Here is an 8,141-nt window from a genome sequence, read left to right on the forward strand (position 1 = left end):
AAACCCCGCGTCCGCTCAGTTCCTTGATTGAACAGATGAACCGTAACCCAAGGAAAACCCAGTTCACATGAACCCTGAAATCTACGGCGAGATCAAACGGCGGATTCTTTTTTTGGAGTATGCACCCGGGCAGATTCTCAACGAAAACGTCTTGGCCAAGGAGTTCGGCGTCAGCCGTACCCCCATGCGCGAAGTGCTGTATCGCCTATCCTGGGAGGAACTCGCACGAATCATTCCCCGCACCGGCACCATGGTGGCGGAAATCGAATTCCAGAAAATGATGCACACCTATCAGACCCGGCTGGGGATCGAAGGTGAAGTCGGCCGACTTTGCGCCGAACTGGCCTCCGCGGTTCATCTGGAAAAAATTCGTGAATTGCGCAAGGTGTGTGCCGCATTGAGCGAGCAAAAAGACGCCAACGCACTGGTGAATATCGATGCCGGCTTCCGCGGGGTACTGCATGAGGCCGCGGGCAACCCGGTGCTTCAGGCGGTTTCCAATCAGTTGTACACGCTGACCTTTCGCCTGTGGTACGTCACGTTGGACAAGGGTGAGTGGAAGGAGGAAGTGCAGGAAATGCTGGACGAGATGGACCGCACCAGCGCCGCCATCATCGCCCGGGATGGTGCCGAGACGGCCCGCGTGCGACGTGAAGTGCTGGTCAACCACTTTGACCGCATCCGCGCCAAATACCTGGGCGTTCCCAGTGAGGTTCACTTGTGAGGGGATTCGTAAAAAGCAGCCACGCCCTTGCGGGGACAGCCGCTTTTTACGCGTCCATCAACGCTTGACGCTCAACCGATGGTATTCTTGACAATACCGACCAGTTTTTCCGGATCAAAGGGTTTCTTGACAAAGGCGATGGCGTCCTTGATGGCATGGTCGCCGTCGATGCCGCTGACCACGATCACCGGGATCTCCTTCAAGGCTTTGTCCTGGCGGAGCTTGCGGTAAAAGCGCGGCCCCCATTCGCCGGGCATCTGCAGATCCAGGGTGATCAGATCGGGCTTTTCCTTGCGCACGACCGCCAATCCTTCCGATGTGCTCGACGCGCTGCAGGTTTCATAGCCGTTGTCGCTGAACACGGCCTCCAGGTATTTGACCACGATGGGGTCGTCATCGATGATGAGGATTTTTTTTGGCATGGGAGAACACTCCTTTGCTTAACCATCCCTGGGATGAACAGGGGGTCTCGTTTCGCGGATCAGGCCCGCTGCAGGGCGTTGGCCCTTACCGGACGTGGCACTCGCCACAGAGGATCGGACCGTTACCCTCCTGCTCGTGACAGCCCTTGCAGTTGGCGTGGAAAGCCTCCATCAACCCCGGCTGGTCGCCCATGCGCTCGAGGTAGTGGCAATCCACACAACGCTGGTCCTCCGACGATTCGTCTTCCAGTAGCTGGCCTTCGTCGTACACGTGATGGCAGACGGCGCAGTCGTCAATACCGGCATTTTCATTGTGCCGATCATGAACGAAAACCGACGGTGGACGCTGGGCATTGGGGAAATCCGTATTGTCCACAACGGTCATCTCATCCTGGGACCAGACCGGGCTTATGGCCAGTACCGTCCCGATGATTAGCGATAGGGCCACCAAGGCGATGGTCTTCATGTCTCCTCCTGGTCGCATGCGGGCTTTTCGTCTCACGCGGGCTTTTCCATGACTTCGTAAATGATGTCGCTGAAGAACTTGATCTCCAGGCCGATTTCGTAGTGGTGCACGATGTCTTCCAGGCCGCTGTGGCAGTTGTGGCAGGGGGCGATCAGCACCTCGGCCCCCTTGGTCTTGGTCTCGAAAAGCTGCTCGGCCTTGACCCGGTTACCCTCGACGCGGGCCATCTTGAACGGCGGTCCGGTGTTGATCACCCCGCCGCCGGCACAGCAGCAGTAGTTGTGCTCCCGGTTGGGATACATCTCGATGACCGTCTCGCACAAGGCGTGGGCCACGTATCGTGCCTTCTCGCCCAAGCCGGCGCCGCGCACCACGTTGCAGGGATCGTGCAGGGTGACCGGAGGCTTGAACTTCCGGGCAATCTGAATGCGCCCGGCCTTGATCAGGTCGTAGTAGAACTCAATGGCATGCACGATGGTGAAGGGTGGCATGGACCAGCCCAACCAGCGGTTGCCCATGTCGTACACGCTGCGGAAAGCATGCCCGCACTCGCCCATGACGATTTTCTTTACCTTGAGCCGCTCCGCCGTCTCGAAATGGGCGCGTTTGATCCGGCCCATGATCTCGTTATCGCCGGTGTACATGGCCATATCGCTGTTGTCCCATCCCACGGAGGCCGGCATGGTCCAGTCCACTCCGGCCACGTGCATGATCACCGCCGCCTGGTAGAGCAACTGGGCCTGGAACTTGGGCTCCGGCGCGATCACCGAATACATGATGTCGGCGCCCTCTTTCTCCAGGGGGATGCGCAGATCGGGGATCTCCGCCTGGGCTTCCTCTTCCTGCCACTGCAGCGTGTCGGGCCATTCATCGCCCTTGACCCACATCTGGTTCATGGTTACCGAGTGGCTGTGGGCCGTATCCTGGATGTATAACGGGGTCACCCCCAGGCGGTGGATGATGCGCCGCACGATGCTCATCATATAGGCGATGTCGATGCCGAAGGGACAGTACTGGGCGCAGCGCTTGCACAGGTTGCACTGGGTGTGGGCAATGATCGCCGCCTGGCGGATGAATTCGGGACTCACGCGGCCTTTCTTGCGGATCATCTCCCAGATGGTTTGCTTGACCTTGCCCACCGGCGAATAGTGCGGATCCTTGTCGTGGGATAGGTAGTAATGACAGGCCTCGGAGCAGAGGCCGCAATGGATGCAGGTCTCCACGTAGGTCTTGAGCCGGACGCCGGTTTCGTTGTCGATGACGCTGTTGATCACCGACTGGATCTTCTCCTCGGTCAGCCGGGAGACGCCCACATCGATGCCGTCGTCGACGACAGCGGTTTTTTCTTGCTTAGACGGTTCAGCCATTAGGTGAACTCCTTATTCAACGAATCGATTCGGATGGATGTAAAATCCGTTGGTTTTCAGCAGGTGATGGGTCATGGATCAGTGTTAAGTGTAAAGTTTGAAGTGTTAAGTAAAGGAATGCTGTCGATTGAGATACAAAAAAGATCCGATCCGCCGCTTAACACTGAATACTTAAAACTTAACACGATCCACTTACCAATCTCTGGCATGCCTGACCTTGCCGAACTCGGATCCCATGTAGGCCCGGGTAAAGGGTGAGAAGATCATGTGGCTCAGACGCGTGAAGGGAATCGCCGCCAGCATGATATCTCCGGCCAGCACGTGCAGGCCCATCATCAGCGGGTAGGCGAACCACTGGTGGTAGGCCAGAAAACCGGTGATGAAAGGCGCGCTGACGATGGCCAGAATCACGTAATCCGAGGCCGAGGTAACAAAGCGCACTTCCGGCCGTGTGATTCTGCGCACCAGAAAAAACACCGCCCCCAGGATGACGATCACGGTCAGGGTATCGGCCAGGGTGTCGGGCAGGCTCCACCAGCGGATCCCGAAGGAGTCTTCCCAGAGGACCGCGTGGGCGAGCAGGAATACCGGCACCGCCAGCAGACAGAGGTGAAAGGCGAAGGTCACCACGGTCAGGACGGGCTGTCGCCGCCAATTGACCGTCGCAAAGGGCACGATCCAGTGCAGAATCGATCGAAAGCTGTAGCGCCAGCTCATGTACGTAAAGATGAACGGTTCCTTTTGGGCCACCAGCACCAGCATGCGCCCGATCCGAAAAATGCTGCCGCCGATGAAGAGCAGGAAGGCAATCCATGCCAGCGGCCCGCTCACAAAGTTGTAAAAGCTATGCATGCCATTCTCCTTGAAGAATGAAGGGTAACGCCGATATCGGGTTTTTTACGAATCCGTCTCTCCTTATTATCCGGCCATCTCGGAAACCGGTACCACCCGGCGCACGTACTGCCCGGACTCGACGGTGCGCAGCAGAAGCCGGGTGCCGTCCGGACTGAACACCGGATCCCAGGCGGCATCCGCCGTGCCGCGCCATACCCGGTTGTTCAGGCTGTAGGTATAGCGGTGATCCTTCTCCACCTTGGCGACCACGTCCTTGCCATCGGGGCCGAAGACCGGTTTCCAGGCCATGTCCCAGGCATCCGACCAGGGCTGGCCATCCACCACCACGCGGAAGGTCTCCCCGTCCTTGGCCAGGGCGGCCACCTTCCGGCCGTCGGGGCTGAAAACGGCATCGGTGACCAGTTTGCCGAAGGTTGCCGGCCAGGGCTCCCCGTCCACGGCCACGGTCCAGCGGCCGTATTTGGGCGCCACGATGGCGGCAATCCGCTGGCCGTCAGGGCTGAACATCTGCTGCCAGAGCTGCACGAACGTGCGTTTCCAAAGGGGCTTGCCATCTTGGGCCAGGGTCCAGGCCCCCTTCTCACGCACCGGCGCCACCACGCCGCCGGTCAGCGGATGGAACACCGGCGCCCAGACGGTCTGATAGCGCGCGTCCCAGGGGACACCGTCCACGGCAATGGTATAGTCATAGAGATTCAGGCGCACCTCGGCGGCCAGGTGCACGCCGTCCGGGCTGATCGCCAGGTTCCAGACATTGACGAAACGGGTGTCCCAGGCGTTGCCGTCCAGGGCCGCGGTAAACGTGCCCTCCTGGAATTTGTGAATTTCGCCCGAATCCACATCCACCACCTGCACCGCGCCGGCCGTGTGTCGGCCGTCCGGGCTCAGGGCGAAATAGGTCATGTTGGCGAACATCGTCTCCCAGGGCTCGCCGTTGAGCACCATGGCGTACTGCATGTCCTGCTGAACGGCCGCGGCGATACCGCTGCCATCGGCGCTGTAGTGCGGCTCCCAGATGTAGCCGAACTTGTTCTCCCAGGCCTCGCCGTCGATGGCCATGGTCCATTCGCCCATTTCGTTGACCAGGGCCGTCAGGCGGCCGTCCGGCGAGAAACGCAGGTGCCAGATCTTGTCGAACACCGTCTCTCCCCAGGCCTCACCGTTCACGCAGACCGTAAATTCTCCCTCGTCAACATTCACGACCGCCGCCACTTTCTCACCATCCGGGCTGGCGTACGGCTCCTCCACCCAGCGGTACTCCGTCTTCCAGGCATCCAGGGGAATCTTTTTTTCGCGGGTCTCCCAATCCCAACTTTGGGGATCAGCCATTTTGCCTCCTCTTCAGTACACTAACGCGTGGATTTCGGGACTGAAAAATAATTCTGGTTTCTATACTGACTTGGCTTCGAAACCGCAAGGTCGTTTTTGGGCTCATGCGCAAAAATGGGGTGCGGCCCTTTATGCGGCTGTAACGGATTGGAAAGGGTGTCGCGGAAAACCAGGATATCAAGGTCACCCGAGATGTCAACCCGGATACGAAAAATGGGCAGGAAAGATGTTCCATGGTAGGGGGACCGACGGTCTTGAAAGGGATCGCAAGCAGGACGCGTTGAAACGGTTGCCAATTGGCCGGAATTGTGATTTTGAACCAGTTTTTCACGGTTAAAGGGGCTGATCGACATGCCAGAATACGATATTCGCAAAATTCCTTTCAACTATACTTCGGCCGACGACAACCAGATCGTACGGCTGCTTCTTGGGGAAGAGGGGTTCCATCAACTTCGCAAAAGCGGCCTGATGAAACACGGCGGTCCGGCGTTGCGCCCCCTGCTGCGCTTTTTCGGCGACATGTTCATGCTGCGGCGCAACGCTTTTATCCGCAATGAGCTGATTGAATCCAAACGCCGCCGCCGGTTGTTTTTCGACAGCCTGCGCCAGGATCTGGCATCGGCGGCGGCGGAAGCCGATGACCCCGCAGCGGTGGCGGTTTTACGGGCCTGCCGGCAGTGCCTGGAGGATGCCGAAGCCGGCATTGGCCAAATCCGGGACGTTCAGCGCCGGATCGTCCAAAAGCTCACACCGATTGTCGGCCGCCGCAACGTTTTCTCCGATCCGTTCAGCATCAACGCCCATGTGACCGACGCCACCAACTGGCGTCTGTGCCTGCCGCTGGCCGTGGTGCGTCCCACCTGCGAGGCGCAGGTCCCTGAAACGATCCGGGGCCTGGCCGCAGCGGGCGTCAGGCTCATCCCGCGGGGCGGCGGTACTGGGCTGACCGGCGGCAGCGTGCCCCTTGCCGATGATTGCGCGATCGTCAACACCGAGCAGCTCAACCGCATCCACGGCATCGAGACGGTGGCCATCGCCTCATCCGACGGGAAAATCCAACACGCGCCGGCGCTCCACCTGGAAGCGGGGGTGATCACCAACACGGCCATGGGCTATGCCAAAAAGGCCGGCCTGATCTTCGCCACCGACCCCACCAGCGCCTGGGCCTGCACCATCGGCGGCAACATTGCCGAAAATGCCGGCGGCAAGATGGCCGTGCTTTGGGGCACGGCCATCGACAACCTCCTGGATTTCAAGATCGCCATGCCCGACGGCCGCCTTTATACCATCCGGCGCAAGGCGCACAGTCTGCGGCGGATCCGGCCCGATGACCGGATTGTTTTCGATGTGATCGACGATACGGAAAAAACGCTGCGCACCATCTCCCTGGAGGGGCTCGATTTCCGTAAGGCCGGCCTGGGCAAGGATATCACCAACAAGGCCCTCTCCGGCTTGCCCGGCGTTCAGAAGGAAGGCACCGACGGCATCATCACCTCGGCCCGATTCATCCTGCACCGCCCCTACCCCAAGCAGACCACCTGCTGCCTGGAATTTTTCGGGGAGGACATGGACGAGGCCAGCCGGGCCATCGCCGCCATCTGCGAGGCCTTCGCCAACCACGGTCAAGAGACCCTTATGGCCCTGGAGCATTTCGACGATGCCTACGTGCGTGCCATCGGCTACAAGGTCAAGGCACCGCGCCAGGATCCCCCCAAGGCGGTTCTCCTGGTGGACATGGTGGCCCACGACGACGACCAGCTCCAGCGAGGTCTGACACGCCTTGAAGCGCTCATGAGCGCCTATGCCAACACCCACCTTTTCGTGGCCGAAGGCGATCAGGAGGCCGAACGCTTCTGGCGCGACCGCAAACGCCTGGGCGCCATCGCCAAACGCACCCGCTCCTTCAAGCTCAACGAGGACATCGTCCTGCCCATCGCCGCCCTGGCCGAGTTCGCCCAATTCGCCGACGATATCAACGCCGAGGAGCAGCGCGAGAACCAACTGTCTTTGGTCTTCCGCCTGGGTGCCCATCTGGAGACGGCCCAGCCGCTGGAGGATCCCGAGTGGCTGACCGCCAAATTTCCCGCCGCGAAAAAACTGTTCATGGCGGCCCTGGAACGGATTCGCCTGTCCGGCAAGCATCACCTGCAGGAAGAAACCCACATCCGGCAGCTGCGTGCCGAACTGGCCGAACTGTTCAGCGGGTATGTGAAGATCAACCGCGAAATCGACGAGATCGTGGCCGACACCCGCTCGCGCCTGATCGTCATTGCTACCCACATGCACGCCGGCGACGGCAACATCCATGTCAACATCCCCGTGTTCGCCAACGACCGCGAGATGATGCTGCGCGCCGCCGAAACCGCCGACGCGGTCATGGCCAAGGCCGTCGAACTGGACGGCGTGGTCAGCGGCGAGCACGGCATCGGCCTGACCAAGTTCAAATACCTGGACCCCCAGCGTCTGGCGGAGCTTGCCGACTACCGTCGCCAGGTGGACCCCGACGGGCTCATGAATCCGGGCAAACTCAGCGACCCGCGCGCGCCGCAACTGGTCTTCGCTCCCTCCTTCAACCTGTTGGGCCTGGAAGCCGGCATCCTGCGCCATGCCGAACTGGAACGTCTGGCGGAGATGATCTCCGGCTGCGTGCGCTGCGGCCGCTGCAAAACCCCTTGCTGCGTGTTTCATCCCCAGGAAAATCTTTTTTTCCACCCGCGCAACAAGAACCTCGCCGTGGTGGCCCTGATCGAGGCGATCCTGTGGGAAACCCAACGCTTTCGCAGTACCGGCTTTGACGCCCTGAAATACCTGGGGCAGGTGGCCGACCACTGCACCATCTGCCACAAATGCCAGCCGCCCTGCCCGGTGGATATCGATTCCGGCGCGGTTTCGGTGCTGGAGCGTCAGATCCTCACGGCCCACCATTATCGCCGCAGCGCCCCACCGACGGCCATGGCCCTGGCCTATTTGGACAACCG

The 8,141-nt window shown here is 60.3% G+C and carries 7 protein-coding genes; 2 read left to right on the forward strand and 5 right to left on the reverse strand.

Going from position 1 to position 8,141, the window contains the following annotated elements; translation table 11 throughout:
• Positions 1–67 precede the first annotated feature (67 nt).
• Positions 68–724, forward strand: a complete 657-nt coding sequence (locus tag JCM12296_RS38075; RefSeq protein ID WP_054691776.1) for a GntR family transcriptional regulator — start codon at positions 68–70, stop codon at positions 722–724.
• A 71-nt stretch (positions 725–795) separates the two neighbouring features.
• On the opposite strand, the gene divK is transcribed toward JCM12296_RS38075, so the two are convergent.
• The 5 genes from divK to tmcD form a co-directional block, all read right to left on the reverse strand.
• Positions 796–1,146: a DVU0259 family response regulator domain-containing protein gene (gene divK, locus JCM12296_RS09215; protein ID WP_054691778.1), complete on the reverse strand. Its 351-nt coding sequence runs from the start codon at positions 1,144–1,146 to the stop codon at positions 796–798.
• Positions 1,147–1,231: 85 nt separating this feature from the next.
• Positions 1,232–1,612, reverse strand: coding sequence for an acidic tetraheme cytochrome c3 TmcA (gene tmcA / locus JCM12296_RS09220; protein WP_054691780.1), 381 nt, complete (start codon positions 1,610–1,612; stop codon positions 1,232–1,234).
• A gap of 32 nt (positions 1,613–1,644) precedes the next feature.
• On the reverse strand, positions 1,645–2,979 hold the full coding sequence (gene tmcB / locus JCM12296_RS09225) for an electron transfer complex ferredoxin TmcB (RefSeq protein WP_054691782.1): 1,335 nt from the start codon (positions 2,977–2,979) through the stop codon (positions 1,645–1,647).
• A 192-nt stretch (positions 2,980–3,171) separates the two neighbouring features.
• Positions 3,172–3,831, reverse strand: coding sequence for a TmcC family electron transfer complex membrane anchor subunit (gene tmcC, locus JCM12296_RS09230; protein ID WP_054691784.1), 660 nt, complete (start codon positions 3,829–3,831; stop codon positions 3,172–3,174).
• Between the two features lie 66 nt (positions 3,832–3,897).
• Positions 3,898–5,163, reverse strand: a complete 1,266-nt coding sequence (gene tmcD / locus JCM12296_RS09235; RefSeq protein ID WP_054691787.1) for an electron transfer complex subunit TmcD — start codon at positions 5,161–5,163, stop codon at positions 3,898–3,900.
• 351 nt (positions 5,164–5,514) lie between these two features.
• Between tmcD and JCM12296_RS09245 the strand changes: the two genes are divergently transcribed.
• A partial coding sequence (locus JCM12296_RS09245) for a DUF3683 domain-containing protein (RefSeq protein WP_054691792.1) occupies positions 5,515–8,141 on the forward strand: 2,627 nt, incomplete at its 3' end.

It is taken from the genome of Desulfosarcina cetonica JCM 12296 (genome assembly GCF_001311845.1).
Lineage (GTDB): Bacteria > Desulfobacterota > Desulfobacteria > Desulfobacterales > Desulfosarcinaceae > Desulfosarcina > Desulfosarcina cetonica.

Bases quoted from the DNA above. Each gene is read 5' to 3' on its own strand.
- JCM12296_RS38075 (WP_054691776.1), top strand. From the start codon at position 68: ATGAACCCTGAAATCTACGGCGAGATCAAACGGCGGATTCTTTTTTTG.
- divK (WP_054691778.1), bottom strand. From the start codon at position 1,146: ATGCCAAAAAAAATCCTCATCATCGATGACGACCCCATCGTGGTCAAA.
- tmcA (WP_054691780.1), bottom strand. From the start codon at position 1,612: ATGAAGACCATCGCCTTGGTGGCCCTATCGCTAATCATCGGGACGGTA.
- tmcB (WP_054691782.1), bottom strand. From the start codon at position 2,979: ATGGCTGAACCGTCTAAGCAAGAAAAAACCGCTGTCGTCGACGACGGC.
- tmcC (WP_054691784.1), bottom strand. From the start codon at position 3,831: ATGCATAGCTTTTACAACTTTGTGAGCGGGCCGCTGGCATGGATTGCC.
- tmcD (WP_054691787.1), bottom strand. From the start codon at position 5,163: ATGGCTGATCCCCAAAGTTGGGATTGGGAGACCCGCGAAAAAAAGATT.